The sequence below is a fragment of the Streptomyces sp. A01 genome (assembly GCF_059026195.1).
On the sequence record NZ_JBWLKN010000003.1, the window covers coordinates 24,952 to 41,647 of the forward strand.

Annotated in this window: 16 protein-coding genes and 2 pseudogenes; 9 read left to right on the forward strand and 9 right to left on the reverse strand. The window is 67.6% G+C overall.

What is annotated here, in order from left to right:
* Window positions 1–20 precede the first annotated feature (20 nt).
* On the reverse strand, window positions 21–1,049 hold the full coding sequence (gene argC / locus AC5P1B_RS04535) for an N-acetyl-gamma-glutamyl-phosphate reductase (protein ID WP_493884882.1): 1,029 nt from the start codon (window positions 1,047–1,049) through the stop codon (window positions 21–23).
* 209 nt (window positions 1,050–1,258) lie between these two features.
* Here argC and AC5P1B_RS04540 point away from each other — a divergent pair, with 209 nt between their 5' ends.
* The 4 genes and pseudogenes from AC5P1B_RS04540 to AC5P1B_RS04555 form a co-directional block, all read left to right on the forward strand.
* Entirely contained in the window at window positions 1,259–2,080 is an 822-nt protein-coding gene (locus AC5P1B_RS04540; RefSeq protein WP_493884883.1) for a TnsA-like heteromeric transposase endonuclease subunit, read from the forward strand.
* Entirely contained in the window at window positions 2,080–4,368 is a 2,289-nt protein-coding gene (locus AC5P1B_RS04545) for a transposase (protein ID WP_493884884.1), read from the forward strand. Before AC5P1B_RS04540 ends, AC5P1B_RS04545 begins: the two co-directional genes overlap by 1 nt.
* 62 nt (window positions 4,369–4,430) lie before the next feature.
* A complete protein-coding gene (locus AC5P1B_RS04550; RefSeq protein ID WP_493884885.1) occupies window positions 4,431–5,648 on the forward strand; it encodes a TniB family NTP-binding protein in 1,218 nt (405 codons plus the stop codon).
* A 7-nt stretch (window positions 5,649–5,655) separates the two neighbouring features.
* Window positions 5,656–6,105 (forward strand): annotated as a pseudogene (locus AC5P1B_RS04555) (TniQ family protein); the annotation flags it as partial.
* Window positions 6,106–7,152: 1,047 nt separating this feature from the next.
* On the opposite strand, the pseudogene AC5P1B_RS04560 reads toward AC5P1B_RS04555, so the two are convergent.
* From AC5P1B_RS04560 to AC5P1B_RS04570, 3 genes and pseudogenes are all read right to left on the reverse strand, one after another.
* A pseudogene (locus tag AC5P1B_RS04560) lies at window positions 7,153–7,683 on the reverse strand (transposase); the annotation flags it as partial.
* A gap of 144 nt (window positions 7,684–7,827) precedes the next feature.
* Window positions 7,828–9,042 carry a glycosyltransferase gene (locus AC5P1B_RS04565; protein WP_493884886.1) on the reverse strand — a complete coding sequence of 405 codons (1,215 nt, stop codon included), beginning with the start codon at window positions 9,040–9,042 and terminating at the stop codon, window positions 7,828–7,830.
* Window positions 9,039–9,839, reverse strand: a complete 801-nt coding sequence (locus AC5P1B_RS04570) for a MerR family transcriptional regulator (protein ID WP_493884887.1) — start codon at window positions 9,837–9,839, stop codon at window positions 9,039–9,041. The genes AC5P1B_RS04565 and AC5P1B_RS04570 overlap by 4 nt, the downstream gene beginning before the upstream one ends.
* A gap of 580 nt (window positions 9,840–10,419) precedes the next feature.
* Between AC5P1B_RS04570 and AC5P1B_RS04575 the strand changes: the two genes are divergently transcribed.
* A complete protein-coding gene (locus AC5P1B_RS04575; protein ID WP_493885409.1) occupies window positions 10,420–10,629 on the forward strand; it encodes a cold-shock protein in 210 nt (69 codons plus the stop codon).
* Between the two features lie 77 nt (window positions 10,630–10,706).
* On the forward strand, window positions 10,707–10,847 hold the full coding sequence (locus tag AC5P1B_RS04580) for a hypothetical protein (protein WP_493884888.1): 141 nt from the start codon (window positions 10,707–10,709) through the stop codon (window positions 10,845–10,847).
* 409 nt (window positions 10,848–11,256) lie between these two features.
* Here AC5P1B_RS04580 and AC5P1B_RS04585 read toward each other — a convergent pair whose 3' ends face one another.
* Both AC5P1B_RS04585 and AC5P1B_RS04590 read right to left on the reverse strand, forming a co-directional pair.
* Window positions 11,257–12,441, reverse strand: coding sequence for a winged helix DNA-binding domain-containing protein (locus tag AC5P1B_RS04585; RefSeq protein ID WP_493884889.1), 1,185 nt, complete (start codon window positions 12,439–12,441; stop codon window positions 11,257–11,259).
* Window positions 12,438–13,064 carry a TetR/AcrR family transcriptional regulator gene (locus AC5P1B_RS04590; protein WP_493884890.1) on the reverse strand — a complete coding sequence of 209 codons (627 nt, stop codon included), beginning with the start codon at window positions 13,062–13,064 and terminating at the stop codon, window positions 12,438–12,440. Before AC5P1B_RS04590 ends, AC5P1B_RS04585 begins: the two co-directional genes overlap by 4 nt.
* 393 nt (window positions 13,065–13,457) lie before the next feature.
* On the opposite strand from AC5P1B_RS04590, the gene AC5P1B_RS04595 reads away from it, so the two are divergent.
* Both AC5P1B_RS04595 and AC5P1B_RS04600 read left to right on the forward strand, forming a co-directional pair.
* On the forward strand, window positions 13,458–13,841 hold the full coding sequence (locus AC5P1B_RS04595) for a VOC family protein (protein WP_493884891.1): 384 nt from the start codon (window positions 13,458–13,460) through the stop codon (window positions 13,839–13,841).
* Window positions 13,842–13,846: 5 nt separating this feature from the next.
* Window positions 13,847–14,245: a VOC family protein gene (locus tag AC5P1B_RS04600; protein ID WP_493884892.1), complete on the forward strand. Its 399-nt coding sequence runs from the start codon at window positions 13,847–13,849 to the stop codon at window positions 14,243–14,245.
* A gap of 173 nt (window positions 14,246–14,418) precedes the next feature.
* Here AC5P1B_RS04600 and AC5P1B_RS04605 read toward each other — a convergent pair whose 3' ends face one another.
* Window positions 14,419–14,895, reverse strand: coding sequence for a pyridoxamine 5'-phosphate oxidase family protein (locus AC5P1B_RS04605; protein WP_493884893.1), 477 nt, complete (start codon window positions 14,893–14,895; stop codon window positions 14,419–14,421).
* A gap of 1 nt (window position 14,896) precedes the next feature.
* On the reverse strand, window positions 14,897–15,370 hold the full coding sequence (locus tag AC5P1B_RS04610; RefSeq protein ID WP_493884894.1) for a hypothetical protein: 474 nt from the start codon (window positions 15,368–15,370) through the stop codon (window positions 14,897–14,899).
* Between the two features lie 546 nt (window positions 15,371–15,916).
* On the opposite strand from AC5P1B_RS04610, the gene AC5P1B_RS04615 reads away from it, so the two are divergent.
* Entirely contained in the window at window positions 15,917–16,360 is a 444-nt protein-coding gene (locus tag AC5P1B_RS04615; RefSeq protein ID WP_493884895.1) for a cupin domain-containing protein, read from the forward strand.
* 169 nt (window positions 16,361–16,529) lie between these two features.
* Here the strand turns inward: AC5P1B_RS04615 and AC5P1B_RS04620 are convergent, their stop codons facing one another.
* Window positions 16,530–16,682, reverse strand: a complete 153-nt coding sequence (locus AC5P1B_RS04620; RefSeq protein WP_493884896.1) for a hypothetical protein — start codon at window positions 16,680–16,682, stop codon at window positions 16,530–16,532.
* Window positions 16,683–16,696 lie beyond the last annotated feature (14 nt).

Sequence of the window (16,696 nt, forward strand, 5' to 3'; positions counted from 1 at the left end):
GGCGCGACCGGCGAGGCGGGTCACGGCGCGACGCCCACGGTGGACAGCCCCAGCTCCTCGGGGAGACCGAGAGCAACGTTCATGCTCTGTACCGCCCCGCCCGCGGTGCCCTTGGTGAGGTTGTCGATGGCGCTGATGGCGATCAGACGGCCCGCGCCCTGGTCGTAGGCGACTTGCAGCAGAGCCGCGTTGGCCCCGTACACGGCGGCGGTGGCGGGCCACTGCCCCTCGGGCAGGAGGCGCACGAACGGTTCGTCGCGGAGCGCCTTCTCGTAGGCGGCGCGCGCGTCGTCGCCCGTCACCCCGGGCCGTGCCTTGGCGGTGCAGGTCGCGAGGATGCCCCGGGGCATCGGGGCCAGGGTCGGCGTGAACGAGACGCTGACGCGCTCCCCGGCGACGGCCGACAGGTTCTGGATCATCTCGGGCGTGTGCCGGTGCGTTCCGCCGACGCCGTACGGGCTCATGGAGCCCATCACCTCGCTGCCGAGCAGATGCGGCTTGGCGGCCTTGCCAGCCCCGGAGGTCCCGGACGCCGCGACGATCACCGCCTCCGGCTCGACGAGGCCCGCCGCGTACGCGGGGAACAGCGCGAGCGAGACGGCGGTCGGGTAGCAGCCGGGCACGGCGATCCGCTTGGCCCCGCGCAGCGCGTCCCGCGCGCCGGGCAGCTCGGGCAGCCCGTAGGGCCAGGTCCCCTCGTGCGGCGAGCCGTAGTACGCCTCCCAGTCCGCCGCGTCCCGCAGCCGGAAGTCGGCCCCGCAGTCGATCACCAGCACATCGGGCCCGAGCTGCCGCGCGACCTCGGCGGACTGCCCGTGGGGCAGGGCGAGGAAGACGACGTCATGCCCGGCGAGCGCGTCGGCGGTGGTCGGCGCCAGCACCCGCTCGGCGAGCGGCCCCAGATGCGGCTGCAGCGCGCCGAGCCGCTGCCCCGCGTTGGAGTTCCCGGTCAGCGCGCCGACCTCGACGCCGGGGTGCCCGAGCAGCAGGCGCAGCACCTCGCCGCCCGCATACCCACTCGCCCCGGCCACCGCTGCTCGTACGACCATAGAACCCTCCTCCGTGATGGCATGACTATACGGAGCATGGCAGTTTTATGCAATGGGGCTCGGTGCGGTCGCGGCGGGCGCGTGTGACCGAGAATTTTAGTTGGCACATGGAGAGCGCTAGTTGGCACATCTTGGTCTCGTAACGCTGTGTTGCGGTCAGTACTGAAGAAGCGCCCGTATCGCCGGTCGAGTGGTGCTGCTCTGGGTTAGTGAGCGAGGCGACGAGTGCGAAGATCCCGTCGGATTCAAGTCATCTGGACCAGCTTGTCATCGCGTACGACGGCGACGCGGGGCTGCGGGATCGGCTGAGGCTCGGGGATGACTGGGTACGCCGGTGGAGCTCGACATGGCAGGTGGGCGAGGGCAAGGCCTGCTGGCCGATCCGGGATATGGCGCGCGTACCGGTGCTGTCGTCCCGTCCGATGCGGGGGTTCACGTGGCGGGCGAAGCAGCGGCATCGCCCCGGGCTTGAGGTGATGGCCTCCACGGGCCGGGCACACGGCTTCGAGTCGTTGGAGGAGATGCGTCTGCTGGTCGCGCTGGACTTCTTGAGGGCATCGGAGGTGCTGTCGCAGCCGTTCCGGCTGGACTTCGAGCATGCGGGCGGGGAAGCCTGGCACATTCCGGACTTCCTGGTCGTGATCGGCAGCGAGATGTGGCTGATGGACGTCCGGCCGATGGAGCTGATCAAGGAAGAGGACGCGCTGAAGTTCGCGGCGGCCAGGGAAGTGGCAGCCGCCTGCGGGTGGCGGTACTCGGTGGTCGCTGGCTGGCGGCCGCATGTCTGGAGCGTCCTTGATCACCTGTCCTCCCGTCGGCGGCCGGCGAGGGACCTGCTCGGCATGCGGGACCAGTTGCTCACCGCTATCGGCGGTCAGCAGGGGCGGGTAATGACGTTCTGTGAGCTGGCGGACTCGACCAGCGTGCCGTCCGTGGGCCGGGCGAACATCGTCCGATTGGTCTGGCAGCGCGAGCTCGGTGTTGACCTGGGCAGTCCCTTGCGTGACAGCTCGCTGATCTGGGCGGTGTGATGGCGGCGAAGGGGTTCTTGCAGATCGCGCCGGGCAGGCGGGTCGCGCTGAACGGCGTCGAGTGGACGGTCGAAGCTGTCCATGGTCAGTACGGTCGGCTCGTCCTCGCGGATGACGACGGCCGCATGGAGATCCGCTCGTTCCGCTGGCTCATCAACCATCCCGACCTGCGGCTCCTGCCGAGGGCCGAAGCGTCGGGGCCTCCGTCGCCAGTCGCCCAGCAGCCGAGGACCCTGGCGGACCTGACCAAGGACCAGCTGGACCGGGCCCAGCTGCGGGCTGCGCACGTGCTGGAAGCTGAGACGGGGTTCCGGGAGGGGCACCCGACTCGGGCCCTGCCGGGTGAGCCCCGGCCTGCCTACGACCCGGGCCGCACGACGCTGACCGAGCGCCGCCGCTCGAAGGCAGCGGAGCTGGAGGCGTTGCCCCGTCCGGAGGCGGTCCGGCTCGGCCTGCAGCACCTCAGCTACCGGACTCTGATGCGTCTTTCGGGGCTGGCGGGCGACAGCCTCCTGCTGGCTTGCGCGGACGGGCGCTGGACACGGCGACGCGGCGGGCACCGCAGCATCACCGAAGAGGTCCGGGAAGCGATCTTTGCGGTGAAGGCCGAGTGCCGCGAACGCGCTGGCCTGAGCTGGGCCGCCAGACACCGGTTGATGCACCAATACATGAGCGAGCGGTTCCCGACGTTTCCCACCGAGAAGATCCCTTCCCGCTGGACGTTCTCGACCGTCTGGGAGGAGTGGTTCGGGCCCGGCGGAGCCCGGCCTCGCTACGGGCGGACGGCCGAGGCCGCCGCAGAGGCTGGCGTCTCCGGCCGGATGGTGGTCCACCGGCCGGGCCAGGTGCTGGTGCTGGACTCGACCCCGATGCCGGTGAAGCTGCGCGAGACCGTGTTCGGTGGCGCGGTCTCCGCGACGCTGACCCTCGCGCTCGATCTCTACACGCACGGTCTGCCGGCCTTCCGGCTCACGCTGCAGTCCGACACCTCGGTCGACATCGCGATGCTGCTGCGGGACGTGATGCTGCCGCTGCCGATGCGGGACGGCTGGGGCGAGGACATGGAATGGCCCTACGCCGGGGTTCCGGCCGACGTGATCGCCGAGTTCACCGGGCACAAGGTCGCCGCTCTGCCGTTCTTCGCCCTGGAGACGGTCACCACCGACCACGGCGGCCCCTACAAGAACCACGACCTGGTGGAGGCCGAGCGGGAGATCGGCTGCCGCATCCTTCCTGCCCGCGTCCTGCGCCAGACCGACAAGTTCGCAGTCGAGCGCCAGTTCCTCACCGTCCAGACCATGCTCTTCGAGCACCTGCTGGGCTTCACCGGCGGTGACGTCGCCGACCGCGGGACGGACCCGGAACGCGACGCGAGCCTCACGCTCGCACAGGCCGAGCACATCATCGCGACCTGGATCGTCCAGATCTGGCAGAACCGCAAATTAGGCGAATATGCCCCGCGTTGGGCGCCGGGTGAGGACCACAGCCCCAACACGCTGTTCGCCGCGGCGATGGAACAGGGCGGATTCGACCTGGACTTTCCCGAGCCGAGCTTCTACTACAAGGTCCTGCGCAAGCACCACGTGAAGGTCCATCCGCGCAGGGGAGTGAAGATCCTCGGGCTTTGGTATTACGACCCGGTCCTCGACGAGCCGCGTTTCCAGCAGCCCTCCGCCCGGGGCGGCAAGCACGCGCGCCAGTGGGTGGTCCGCAGCGACCGAAGGGACCGCCGTCAGGTGTTCTTCCAGGACGACGCCGATCATGAGACCTGGCACATCCTGCGCTGGCGAGGGCTGCCGCCCGACGGTGAGATCCCCGCCTTCTCGGACAAGACCGCCGACGCCCTTCTGACACACGTGAGGGCGAACAACATCAGGATCCACTCCGAGAGCGAGCTCCTGGAGCATCTGCTGGGAATCCTGGGCTCGGTCACCCCCGTCGACCAGTGGCCCAGCCAGGCCAAGAAGACGACCGGGAAGAAGCAGCGGGTCGCCCAGGCCCGCGAGATCACCCGAGCACAGGCCGCTGCGGCCGACCGCCCCGCCGCGCCGACACCCGCAGACGAGCCTGTCCCAGCCGAAATGCCTGTGTCCTGGGCCGAGCACGCCCGCACGATCGACCGCGTCGTCGACGCCGACAGGCGCCGACGACGCGAGGAAGCACTCGCCGGAACCAGGCCGATCGCCCCGCCGACGCTGCACGAGGCCCTGAGGCGGCGGCCCATGTTCCGGCTTCCGCCCTCCGATGCCTCGGAAGGCGAAACAACTCTCCGGGAGGACGACGAGTGACCCGGTGCCTCTCACGCGGTGATCCGCTGGAAGGCCTGCCCTCACGATCCAAGATCGCCGAGTTGATCCTGGGCAACCGCCCGCCCCGTGACACCTACGTCGGCTGGCAGCACTACCGCACCCACTGCGGCCTGCTCGTTCCCGCCCCGGTGATCCCGCTGCGGAAGTGGGCGACGCTCCCCGAAAGCCGCCAGTACGACTACGACCTCTGCCGAGAACTGACGAACGCGAACCTCCCGTTGCAGGACACCCCCATGCACGACAAGGTCAACAAGCTGATCCGGCGCCGGTTGAGCGGCAACACGAGGAAGAAGGACGACCCAACGCGCGCCGGCGTCATGATCGGCGGCTGGGGCAACTACGGCAAGACGGCCTCTGTCTGCTCAGCCGGGGCCGTCTTCGAAGACCAGTGGCTGAAGCTGCACACTTGCCTCATCCCCGGGTCCCTGCCAAGCACGCGTGATCTTCACGCGCCGGTCGTCTACGTCTCGACCCCGGTGACAGCGACCCCGAAGAGCCTTTGTGTATCAATCCTGGGCTTCTTCCGTGCCCCGATCCGCAAGGCGGCCACCCTGCCGGAATTGGTACGGCAGGTCGCCGACTCGCTCCACGACCATGGCGTCAAAGCGCTGATTCTGGACGACATCAGTCGGCTTCGAATGCACAGAGCCGACGACCAGGACGTCCTTGATCTGATGCGGGCCTTCATGAGCCTGGACGTCACCCTGATCCTGACGGGCGTCAATATCTCCGGCATCGGGCTGCTGCGCGAGGCCAAGTGGAACAGGAAGACCCGGCAGTGGGAGATGCCGCCGCTGGAGTCGACCCGCATCCACGGCCTGGAGATCACCCAGACCGAGCACCGCTTCGAGCTCATCGAAATCGACCGCTTCCGTTACTCCACCCCGAAGCAGATTCAGGCGTTCGTCGACCATTTGGAGGGGATCGAGCGCCACCTGCGGCTGCTGAACTCGAAGGGGGGAATGCATACCGGTGGCGCTATGCCGGAGTATTTGATGCGTCGCACCGGTGGCGTCGTCGGTCTGCTGGGACGCCTGCTGGAGGACGGTGCCTATGAGGCCATGGAATCCGAGAAGGAACTGATCGACGAGAATCTACTGGATGAGATCGTGCTCCGCCGGGACGAGCCCGAGCAGCCGCCTGACGAGCCCGTAATTCCGACTGATTTGTCGGCCTACGGCAAGAAAGCCCAGCGGGCGAAAAGGCCCCGGAACGCCGTCTTCGACGACCACGGCCCTGCTGGCGCAACGGGGAGTTGAAACAACTATGCACCCATTACCCCGAAGCTTGAACCCGATCCAAAATGAATCAATGGGGGGTTACCTGCGGAGGCTCTCATATCGTCTTGGAATCTCTCCAGTGCATCTGGCAAGCCTCACGGGCCTGCACAGCACTGACCGTCAGCGCAATCGCATGGGGCGCCATGCGTTGATGGAGCTTGACAGTGACACCACCAAGATCTTCGGCCAGGCGACACGACTTACCCGAGAAGAGGTCACTTCACTCACCTTGTCCGCCTGGAAATACCGGTATCCCCCAATACTTCGTTCCCTTCCTGGGCCGAAACAGCCTCTTCGGCCGGACAGTTGGCTCCTCATTACTCCACGCTTCCGTCCGCGATGCCTCACTGGTGATACCGAAAAGGACCGTATCCTCTATGGAGGCTCATGGAAAAAGGAGTGGCACCTCCCCGTTGTTTTCGCCTGCACGGAACACGGTGCATTTTTGCGGGATCAGTGCCCTCATTGCGGCCAGCCGGCACAAGACAGCGCCACACTGATGCGGCGGTCGAACGACCATACGTTGCGTCCCGGGCAGTGCCGATGGACCGTTGAGGCTTCGGGGGTCCGGAAGCGTATGAGCAGGGCATGCGGCTGCCCGCTCGACGAAATCGCCACTGGGGGGCACAGGCTGGATCCGGCGGATTCTCTGCTTGCCCTGCAACGGGAGATCATCGAGACTCTCACCCTCACAACCTCGCATGAGGATGCCGCATCCTTCTTCACCCACCTACGGCTCGTCGTCGCTGCCCTCAGTGCGTCATGGCCAGGAAGCAGGGATCTTATTGATCCTGAATACAGAGATCGCGTTGACCTCTACGTTTCAGGCCAGATCGATTACCGGCGAACAGGTGGAGGCGGGACCCGCAGATATCAGGTTATTGATGCGCTCCTCCGAGATGCTGCCACAAGCGCGGCACTCTTGTCAGCGGCGCGTTCACTCATCGATGCCGAAGATCTTCGCGAAGCCCTGGCCCCTCTCATTCGTGAGGGGTTCAAGGACAAGGCTGGACGGGCATCTTGGAACGGACTCGTATCGAGACACGAAGAAGCTTGCTCTCGTGAATTCCGAACCGCCATTGAACCGCTGACACGATCATTCCGGATGACCAGAGGTGCCGCCAACATCCGCTCAGCCACACGCAATGACTACCGCCCTGAGCAGATTCCTGCATTCTTGGAGAAGGAGTGGTTCAAACGCTATCTTCCCAATGCCCCCGAGACATCACCCAAGCTCTTACGAAGGACAGCAGCAGTTCGTCTAGTGCAATGGGTCCTCGGCGGTTCCATGGGAGATTCTGCGGCGTACTTGGGAATCCCTAGCCATGGAGCAAAATTTCATACAGGAGTAGCCGTCAGCCGGGTCGACCCTTTTGAGTTCCACAAGGCGCTCGACGGCATCGCCGGCGAGATCTACTCGACGTCATTTCCCGTCGATTATCGACGGCGCCGAGAAGCCCTGCAGGGTTGGGCACTTGACCACTCCCTGGTAAGCGAGGTCGGCCAGGATGGGGATGCCCTGGCGTTCGCAGATACGGATGATCCGGTGGGTTCGGGCGGCGGTCAGGTCATGGGCGCGACCCGGCAGCGCGGGGGAAAGCCACAGCAGCCGGCCGCCAGGATCGGTGACTACCTGCACGTTCACGCCATGGCGGCGGTGTTTGGCCGAGTAGTCCGCCCGCCCGTCACCGACGCGGTCGCACTCGGCGAGAGTGCCGTCCAGCAGGACGAAGTCCGGATCGGCTTCACGCAGTGTCTTGAGCAGACCCGGAGCGCGCTCGGCGAGCAGGTCGGTGACCGCGGTGGTGTAGGCGTGGGCGGTGGACTCGCTGATCCCGAAACCTGCGGCGATCTGCGCCAACGTGATGTGCTCACGTAAGTACACGAGCGCCACCATCGCGCGTTGAGACGGGCGCAGCTTGCAGCGCCGGTCCCCCTCGCGGGTGACGATGAGCATGGTGACCCACTTCACGAGCGCATGCGGCACGTCGAGCGCGGCAGGGTAGATGACCAACGAGGTCTCCAGGGCTGCTTGGTTGAGACGTCAGGCATCTCCATCAACAATCCGGGGGCCTGGCCTGTTACGCGCCCTCAGCCGTCACCCGATCGGTGCCCAGACTGAAGAAGGGCAGTAAGGAGGACGAGGAACGGATTGGCGTCATCCATCGGTCAGCTGCTGGATGGTCTTGAGCGTCTGACCTGCTCCGTTCTCGGTCATCAGATGTTGCGCCGCTCTTGCGGCGGCTCGACTGTGTGCCTGCTGCTTCACTACTTGATGAAGTGAGTCGGCAAGCCGTTCGGCGGTGAGGGCTCGGAAGGGGATCGGGTCGGTGGCGGCGCCGATCGCGGCGAGTCGCCCCGCCCAGAACGGCTGGTCCGCAGTCACCGGCACGGTGACCGCAGGCACTCCAGCACGCAACGCGGCGGCCGAGGTGCCGGCCCCGCCATGGTGGACCGCCGCAGCCAGCCGTGGAAACAGCAAGGCGTGCGGTACGTCCCCGATCGTGAGCACGTCGTTCCCGTCGGCGGCAAGCCCGGCACTGCCAGCTTGGAGGATGCCGCGCAGCCCGGCGCGGCGCAGGGCTTGCACAGCGATCTCGCTCAGCCGCTCCCCGTCACCGGCCGCCATGCTGCCGAAGCCGATGAGGACGGGTCGGGGTCCGGCACGCAGGAAGTCCTCCAGATCAGTAGGCAGCCGTTCGGCCGCCTGATGATGGGGCCACCAGTTGCCCACGACCTCCAGGCCAGATCGCCAGTCGGAGGGACGAGGCATCAGGACCGTGCTGAAGCCATGCAAGACGGGCCAATTCGCCTGTTCCTGTCGTCGGCGCATCTCGGAAGGTGAGGCCGGGGGCAGCTGGAGGCGGCGGCGCAGCTTTGCGACAGCCTGTTCGTAGACGCGGTCGGCCATGCGCAGTGCGAAGCGTCCGGTGGCTCGGTTGGCGAGACGGCCCAGTGAGCGGGAGCCTGTGACGACGGGCGGGAAGTCGCCGGTCGGTTCGGTGGGTTGGAGGTACACGCCGAGGCTCGGTGTGCCCGTGGCCTCGGTGAGGTGCCAGCCGAGCGGAGCCGTGGTGGTCGACAGCAGGAGCAGGTCCGTGCCACCGTCCATCACGTCGGCGAAGCCCTGACCCAGTTCGGTAATGAACGCGGCAGCAGTGCGCATGAGTTCACGTTTGCCTGTGACGCTGCCGCGCACCCGTGTGTCGGCGGGGAGGCTGCGAAATTCCAGCCCTGCGTCGCGTACGAGGGGTGCGAAGGTGTCTGTGGTGGCGAGGGTAACGTCGTATCCGGCCCGGCATAGTTCGGTGCCCAGACCCGTGTAGGGCGCGACGTCGCCGCGCGATCCGGCTGCGGCGATCAGTATCCTCATTGGTCCTCCTCGGAATCGGTACGGCCACCTGCGTGGCGGTCCGCGTTGGCGTGAACCGCCTTGCGCGTATAGGCGGCCAGGCCCGGGCGTTGCTGCGACGGCGGTATGACCAGAGCGAATGCGCGCGGGTCGGTGACGAAGTCGTCCGCGATGCGCCGGTGCATGTCGGGCGGGCAGGCGGTGAACCATCGTGAGATGTGCAAGCGGTGCTCCTCGGCGAGGTCGATGGCCCGCTCGCCGTTGCTCAGCTCCCCCTCGTCGAAGGCCGCGAGCAGCTCCGCGCGCCAGGCGGCGGCCTCGCCCATGAGCTGACACCAATCCTCTTTGGTGTGAGCAGCCGCGCGGGCCATCGCCTCGCGCTGTCCCTCCGAGTGCGCCCACTTCAGTTCTGCCTCGGTGGCATAGCTCAGGTCGAAGGTGATCTCACCGAAGATTTCGAAGCGTTCCTGAGGAGTCAGGGGCACCCCGGTCTTCTGGACCTCAATCGCCCGTTCCGCCACCTCGGCCAGCCGCTGCAGCCTGGCGATCTCCTCACTCAGCTGCCGCTGCCGGGCCCGGAGCCGCTCCAAGGGGTTCACCTGCGGATCCTTGAAAATCGCGGCGATCTCGTCGAGAGGGAAGCCGAGCTCACGGTAGAAGAGGATCTGCTGGAGACGGACCAGGTCAGCCTCACTGTAGAGCCGGTATCCGGCGTGGCTGCGGTCACTGGGCGAGAGCAGCCCCGCCTTGTCGTAGTGATGCAGTGTCCGCACCGTCACCCCGGCGAAGGCCGAGACCTGCCCCACGGAGTAGCTCATCCACCTGCCCTTTCATCGGTACACAGCCTCAAGCCTGACGTAAGGGGAGGGTCAACTCCCGCTCGCTGGGCCTCGGAGCACGGCCTTGCCCACCTCAAGTCCTGAGGATCTTCCGTCCCGCCCGCTGCAACCACATGACGTCGATTGCCAAAGCCGTACTCACCCTGGAGCGGCACCGCTGAAGAACCTCAGTGAACAGGCCACGTTCGACGTCCATCAAGGCTTCGACGCCGCCCACCACCCTCACGCGCAGTGAGCATCCGCGCCCCTGAGGTGCCAACTATCCCGCTCAAGAGGTGCCAACAAGGGTTCTCCAAGTCGCCCTGACCTGCACGGCTCAGAGCGAGATGTGTCAACTAAAATTCTCGGTCACAGCGCGTGCGACCGAGCGCGCCAGTTGGCCTGTGAGCAGTTCACTCAGCCTGTCCTGTGCTCAGCCCGATCGCTTCGCACCTATATGCGATCATCCTGCGGGGATCTGCCGATGTTCGCTCTTGGCGGCAATTGTGTTTGCGCTCCGCACATGCGAGCCAAGATCAGTCCGACGGCACGAGGCCGTCAGGATTTCCCTGGGGTGGACATGAGCGATCGGCAGACCGGGACAGTGAAGTGGTTCAACGATGAGAAGGGCTTCGGCTTCATCACGCCACAGAGTGGCGATGACCTCTTCGTGCACTTCAAGGCCATTCGGTCGGACGGATTCAAGTCCCTGAAGGAGGGCCAGCAGGTCTCGTTCATTGCTACCCGCGGGCAGAAGGGCATGCAGGCGGAGGAGGTGGAGGTCATCTGACGACTCGCACTGAACCGCGACCCGTGACTGAGACTTTCCAGTTACTCACGACTATCGGCGGCCGGGAGGGGCAGGTGATGACGTTCTCCGAGCTGGCGGACGCGACCAGCGTGCCTTCCGTCGGCCAGGCGCACATCGTCCGGCCGCTCTGGCAACGTCAGCTCGCCATTGATCTGGGCAGTCCGCTGCGCGACAGCTCGCCGGCCTGGGGGATGTGAGGGCGGCGAGAGGGTTCTCGCAGATCGCGCTGGGCCGACGTCTCCGGCCGGATGGGGGTCCACCGGCAGGGCCAGGTTCTGGACTCGTCCCCGATGCCGGTGAAGCCGCGCGGGGCCGCGTTCGGTGACGCGGTCACCGCGACACTGACCCTCGCACTCGATCCCTACACACACGGGCTGCCGGCCTTCCGGCTCACGCCCCAGTCCGACACCTCGATGACACCGCGGTGCTGCTGAGCTGGGCCCTGGTTGAGCCTGTTCGCACTACTTGGCACCGGAAGGTCGTTCTTTGTTGTCACCTGCGCCTGTTCTCGCGTGGCGGGCGGACCTCAGCGGAGGCGGCCGCGTCGCCGCACCGCCCGTGGTGGCACCGTGGATCACGCAAGGGCGGGCTGACGCCCTTGGGCCTTTACGCGGTGGCGAGCCGGCGTTCGAGGGGGGTGCGGTAGGCGGGGGTGACGCGCACGGGGCCGAGCCAGTCGGCCAGGGCATGCGCGGCGGCCGTGATCGCTGTGCGGGCCTCGGAGCCGGGGTCGGCCAGCAGCTCGTGGTTGACGCGGCCATCGGCGCGCTGGGCCCAGGCGCCGACGATGTGCCCGTTGACCCAGACGGTGGGACCTATGTTGCCGTTGCGGTCGTACAGCGCGGGGACGTGGCCGGGGTCGAGATGGAAGGCGCGGTGGCGCCAGCCCATGGCGGTGGGGTCCAGACCGGGCAGCAGGGCGACCCACGGCTCGGCGGCGTCGCTGGCCCGCTTGTCCCAGTCGGCTGGGAGATACCCGGTGTTGCCGTCGTCGAGGTCGACGTCCTCGGCGCCGAGTGCGGCGAGCGCCTTGCGGGTGTCGGTGACGGTCCAGCCGGTCCACCACTTGAGGTCGTCGGCGGTGACGGGGCCAAAGGCGTCCAGGTAGCGGCGGGCCACCTCCGCCTTGGCTTCGGCGGCGTCGATTTCCGGGGTGTCCTGCGCCGAGGCGGGCTGGAGGGTCCAGCGGAACTGGCTGGAGGTCCACAGGCCGCGCGGCCGCGCCCGGCGGATGCGGCCCTCGGCGGCCAGCACCCGGATGATGCGTGAACCGACGCCCTGTCGTGCCTGGTAGCTCTTGCCGGGAGAAAGCACCAGCTGCTCGGCCAGAGCCGGCACGTCCTTGCTCAGCTCGACGGCGGTGGCCTCGCCCCGCTCCGCCAGGGCGGCCAGCAACTCCTCTTCGGAGCGGGCGAGCTTGGCCGCGCCCCAGCCCGCGTCGGTGAGCAGGGTGCGCAGGTGGGTGCGTTCCTTGGCGGCGACCGCACGGGCGGTGGAGGCGTGCACGGCCGGGGCGAGCGGGGTGGGGACGACGAACATGGTGCGGCGCATGCACAGCATCCGCGTCACCGTGAGGTCGTCGTACAGGCCCCGGTCGACCTCGGCCACGCTCGGCTGGGCGAGCCGGGCCGCGGCGGACAGGAACACGGTGGCCGGGTCGGTGGCGTGCAGCCCGACCAGGGCGTCGGCGACATCCTCGATCCGGGCCGCCTTGCCGGTGGCCGTCAGGAGGTGACGGCGGCCCAGGCGGGCCCGCCGTTCGCTGTCGGTGACCTTGCGGCGCAGGCTCACCGGTCCGCCTCCTGCTCGGCCGGCCCGGCGTCCGTGCGGACAGGAGTGCAGGCGGGATTGGGGGTGAGGATGCGGCGCAGGATGGTTTCGACCTCGACACGGGTGGGCGGGGCGGAGTTGGCCAGGGCGCGCAGGCTGATGCCATTGAGGGCGGCGGCGGCCGCGGTGGCGGTATCCGGGTCAGTGTATTGGTTCAGCGCCCAGAGGTTCAGTTCGGTGTAGCGGTCGGCGATCAGCCGCAGGGCCGGGCGGCGCAGAGCGGCCAGATAGAGCTCGAACTCCAGCACCTGCTGGTCGTGTTCAGGACCGAAGCTGTGCAGCAGCGCGTCGGTGAGCAGTACCGCGAACTGCTCGTGCGTGAGGTCGGGGCGCCTGGCGACCCACTCGTGGAGGTAGGCGGCGAAGCGCTCGACGGCACGGGTCAGCGCCGCCGCGAGCAGATCCTCCTTCGTCGCGAAGTGGTAGGTGGTCGCCCCCAGCGGAACCCCGGCTTCCTCAGCGACCGCGCGGTGGGTGAGGCCCTCGACGCCCCGGGCGGCGATGACCCGCTCGGTCGCGGCCACGATGTCCGCGATCCGCCGCTCAGGATCGCGTCGGCGTCGGACAGGTTTCTCGGGGACCACGGAGCACTCCAGACAGGGCGAAGAACAGTAGTGTACGTACGTACTGTAACCCTCTTCCAGTCGGTGAGACCGGCGGGAGGGCGGCCTGGATGGGCCCAGCGGTCGGCATCGCCCCGCAGAGCCGCTGCTACTTGCGCTTGGACGTGCGACTGCGGCGACAGAGCCGCGCGACCGGCCCACGCCCGGGCGCGGACACCGCTACACTCACCTACCGTTTCTTTTGTCCGTATTGCTCCCTTTTCTTGAGTTACAGTACAGTACTCATGTACTACTACGAATGCGGGGGCGCGGCACCCGCCACACACCCGCCCCCACCGGACGCCGACAGTGCGCCGGTCTCGCCGCCCGCCCCGTGCGGGCCCGGCCCCGCTCTTCCCCCAAGGAGTGATCACCATGAAGGCTCCCGCCATCGCCCCCTGCGTGGGCGTGAAGGACACCCAGGCATCCGTTGACTTCTACGAGAAGCTCGGCTTCACCGCCCTCCCCTCGGCCAACAACCCCGACGACGACATCCGCATGGTCCTGTTCGAGGGCGAGTTCACCTTCATGGTCTGCCGCGATGAGCACCTGCGGACCTGGCTGCCCGTCCTTGCCGACACCCCGGTCGGCGCGTTCGGCATGTTCTACCTGGCCGTCGACGACTTCGACGCGTACGTCGCCCGCATCCGGCCGCTGGTGACGGTGACCAAGGAGGCCGCCGTCGCCGGACAGCAGCTCTTCTACTTCGTCGACCCCGACGGCTATGTCATCGGCGTCACGCAGAAGAAGGAGTGGTGACCACCATGACCAGCGCCCCCGCCCCGACCGGCACCGTCTCCTCGTACGCCTTCTGGGGCCACGACGGCGAGGCACTCGCCGACTTCTACGCCGCAGCCCTCGGCTGGAAGGTCACCCAGTCCTTCCCCGACGAGAACGGCACACCGACCGCGTTCCTCGTCACCGACGGAACGACCACCTACGTCTTCTACACCGCGAAGAACTTCACCGCCCCCAACTGGCCGGCCGACGAACTCCCCTTCCACCTCGACCTGGCCTTCGAGGACCCCGAGGCCGCCGAAAAGCGCCTGCTGGAACTGGGTGCGACCAAGCCCGGCCATCAGCCCGGCGGCGAGCAGTGGACCGTCCTGCTGGACCCCTCCGGACAGCCCTTCTGCCTCAGCCGTCCCTGGACGGGCGGCTGACCCCCGCCACCCACCCGCACGACCGGGTGCCACCCGGCCCCCACCAGGCCACCGCCGGTACCCGCGCCCCCGGGGCGCCCCTGGCCCGTACCGCACCCGATCCGACGGACACCCCGCCGCCCGGCCGAAGCCCGGCCTCGTGGGAGCCATGCTCCGACACGTTGTCCTCCGGCTCATCGACAGACGAGCGGCACGGGGATGCGGTGGTCGGGCCGGCCGTCCTTGGCGAGGACCCAGTGCGAGTCGGCGGTGGCCCGGTAGAGCCGCAGCCCCGCGCCGGGCCGGACGTCCTCGCTCGTCCATTCCCGACCACCGTGGGCCACCGAACGGCGAGAGAACGCCTCGATCCCCCGGGCGGTCTCACCGCTGTCCAGCAGCGTCGCGACGGCGGACATGTACGCGCCTTGCCCGGTGCATATCGTCACGTGCGAGTCGAAGACCACGATGCCCGCCTCGGGGCGCACCGCGATATTGCGGGAATGCGTGACGTCGGGCGAGGAGACCCAGAAGAACTCGGCGAAGTCGATGTGCGCGAAGTAGACGGGCGAACCCCACGGTCGTCCTGCCGCGTCGGCGGTGGAAAGGACGAGATAGCGATTGGCCTCGATGATCTCCCGTACGGCCTGCGCGGCGGAGCCACCAGCGCTCATGTCAGCCCACCCTGCGGTAGACGAGGGCGAAGTCGTGCTCCCACTCGCCGCCGTCGCGGCCCGTCTCCCAGGCGCCGATGACGGTGTTCGCGTCCTCGCTGAACGTGCCGATGAAACGCTGCCTGAAGTCCAGCGGGGTGAAGTCGGGCGACTCCCGTGTGAGCGTCCATTCCCGGTCGGCGAGGCTCATCGCGTACAGGCGCGCCACGCCGCGGGAGTCGTAGTAGTGCTGCGTGTACGCGCCGGTCTTCAGGTCGGCGCTGACGATCGTCAGACTGTCGGGGGCCTCGGGGATCGGAACTTCGGTGCGCTGCAGCAGGAACTGCCGGTCCAAGGCCCATTCGTACCGGCTGTGCACCACTGGACGGCCCTCGGCCGCCTCGGACGGTGCCGACTGACCCCCAGGAAACCGGACTTCCACGGCCCACTCACCGACGAAGACGTCCAGGCGTGCCAACACCTCTGCTCTGTTCACGGTCACGACGATCACTCCGCTCTTACGTGACGGCCTTCGTTCCCCTCACGGACACAGGCCGTGACAGGCGGGCGCACACATCGCTGCCGGTGCCCACCGCCGAACACGGCCTGACCGTCTTCGGCATTCCCATCGATCCTCCCCGCGGCAGACGCGTACTCCACGCTCCCACCGCGGGCTTCTGGCTGCCGTCAGAACAACCCGGCGTCGCGAACTCGGCCAGAGGGTGACTTCCACCGTCACATCGATGACTCCCGTCGTCACATCACAACGAGTCCCTCCCTCCTTCCCCGCGACGGAGCCAACTCGTGGCAGCGGTCGGTCGACGGCGAAGGCTCGGCGAGCGGCGACAGGCCGCTACGGGGCGCCATCGCGCTGATGCGGCGACGGGCGCCGTTGTCTCGACGCGTGTACGCGTGTGGGTGTGTGGGTGTGCGGGTGTACGTGTGCGTTGCCATTACGGCAACAACAGTTGTCGCCTCAAGCCCAGTGGTCGCAGTCTGGTGCTCGGCCAAAGGCCCTCGAAGACGATCAGGAGGCCACACGATGACCACTCACGAAGGCGTCGGGTCCGCACCGAACACCGACGACAACGCGCCGCTGGGCAACCGCGTCCACCACGTTCGATCCAGCGAGCTCGATGGCTACGCCGCCATCAGCGGCAGCACAGTCGGCTCGAAGAAGCTCTGGATGGGCCTGGTGGAGAATCCGCCGTTGAGCGCGACGGACAACCACCACCACGGCGAGTCGGAGGCGGGGATCTACGTGGTCAGCGGTCACCCCGTGTTCGTCTACCACGACGGCGTACAGGAGGTGCGGATCGCCGCCGGTCCTGGTGACTTCTTCCTCGTCCCCCCGTTCGTCCCCCATCGGGAGGAGAATCCCGACCCGAACGAGCCCGCGGTCGTCGTGATCGCACGGACCACGCAAGAGCCGATCAAGGTCTCCGTGCCCGAGCTGTACCAGCTCAAGGAGACAGAGACGCGGTAGGGGCAGCAGGGAGCAGCAGGACGACAACGCGGACGGGCTGAGCGGGTGAAGCGACCCGTTCAGCCCGCGTGGAATATCCGGGGCCGGGGGGCCTTCCGCGTGCCTCGGCCATCATGAGGAAACGTACAGACGCGTCGACAGACTGTGTGCCCCAGGACCAGGAGGCTGGTCAGGCTGGGTGGTGGTCGGAGACGGCGTTGAGTTCGATGCCATGCTCAAGCAGGGCCTCTATCGCGCACAGAGCGGTGGTGAAACCGCCAACGGTGTCGTTGACCCAGCGGACGGTATCCTCGCCCGAACCCTGGAAACCGGCGGTGGACACCCCGCTCCTCGGCG

Coding starts and splice junctions, on each gene's coding strand:
- argC (WP_493884882.1), bottom strand. CDS start 1,049: ATGGTCGTACGAGCAGCGGTGGCCGGGGCGAGTGGGTATGCGGGCGGC.
- AC5P1B_RS04545 (WP_493884884.1), top strand. CDS start 2,080: ATGGCGGCGAAGGGGTTCTTGCAGATCGCGCCGGGCAGGCGGGTCGCG.
- AC5P1B_RS04565 (WP_493884886.1), bottom strand. CDS start 9,042: ATGAGGATACTGATCGCCGCAGCCGGATCGCGCGGCGACGTCGCGCCC.
- AC5P1B_RS04570 (WP_493884887.1), bottom strand. CDS start 9,839: ATGAGCTACTCCGTGGGGCAGGTCTCGGCCTTCGCCGGGGTGACGGTG.
- AC5P1B_RS04575 (WP_493885409.1), top strand. CDS start 10,420: ATGAGCGATCGGCAGACCGGGACAGTGAAGTGGTTCAACGATGAGAAG.
- AC5P1B_RS04580 (WP_493884888.1), top strand. CDS start 10,707: ATGACGTTCTCCGAGCTGGCGGACGCGACCAGCGTGCCTTCCGTCGGC.
- AC5P1B_RS04595 (WP_493884891.1), top strand. CDS start 13,458: ATGAAGGCTCCCGCCATCGCCCCCTGCGTGGGCGTGAAGGACACCCAG.
- AC5P1B_RS04600 (WP_493884892.1), top strand. CDS start 13,847: ATGACCAGCGCCCCCGCCCCGACCGGCACCGTCTCCTCGTACGCCTTC.
- AC5P1B_RS04605 (WP_493884893.1), bottom strand. CDS start 14,895: ATGAGCGCTGGTGGCTCCGCCGCGCAGGCCGTACGGGAGATCATCGAG.
- AC5P1B_RS04615 (WP_493884895.1), top strand. CDS start 15,917: ATGACCACTCACGAAGGCGTCGGGTCCGCACCGAACACCGACGACAAC.